The organism is Martelella sp. FOR1707 (genome assembly GCF_053484265.1).
Window position 1 is genome coordinate 1 of the sequence record NZ_JBAKFP010000021.1, and the last position, 443, is coordinate 443.

Sequence of the window (443 nt, forward strand, 5' to 3'; positions counted from 1 at the left end):
TTTTACCTTTGGGGTATCTTTCGGCGGATCATGGGCGTATGGTCTTCCAAGGTTGCAACATCTATCCATGCCGGACAAGCACTTGCGAAACCCGCGAGCATGCATCCAAGGGAACAGCAACCGTTCCCGCGCGTGCTGTTCAGGAAGCCGGCAACTCCATCGGGATACCTGCTTTTCAGGAAAGTTCAGTCGCGAATGCGTTTGTTTCGCCGGCCGTCTTCGGCCGGGGAGCCCTGCGTCGTGCATACTGACACATTCACCGAATTGGAGATCGCAGATGCAACTCTTACCGGAAACCCCTTCCAGCGGTCTACAGGATCCTGACGAAAACAGCTTGCAGGGAAACCTCGACAGGCTGCGCGGGTCGAAAATCCTGATCGTTGAGGACGAATACCTGATCGCCCAGAACCTTTCCCGCACCTTCGAAAAGGTCGGTGCCAAAG

General features: G+C 55.5%; 1 protein-coding gene. It reads left to right on the plus strand.

The features are described 5' to 3' along the window. Positions 1-251: hypothetical protein (locus V6765_RS24080; protein ID WP_448433133.1), on the plus strand; the 251-nt coding region annotated here is incomplete at its 5' end. Positions 252-443: the final 192 nt, after the last annotated feature.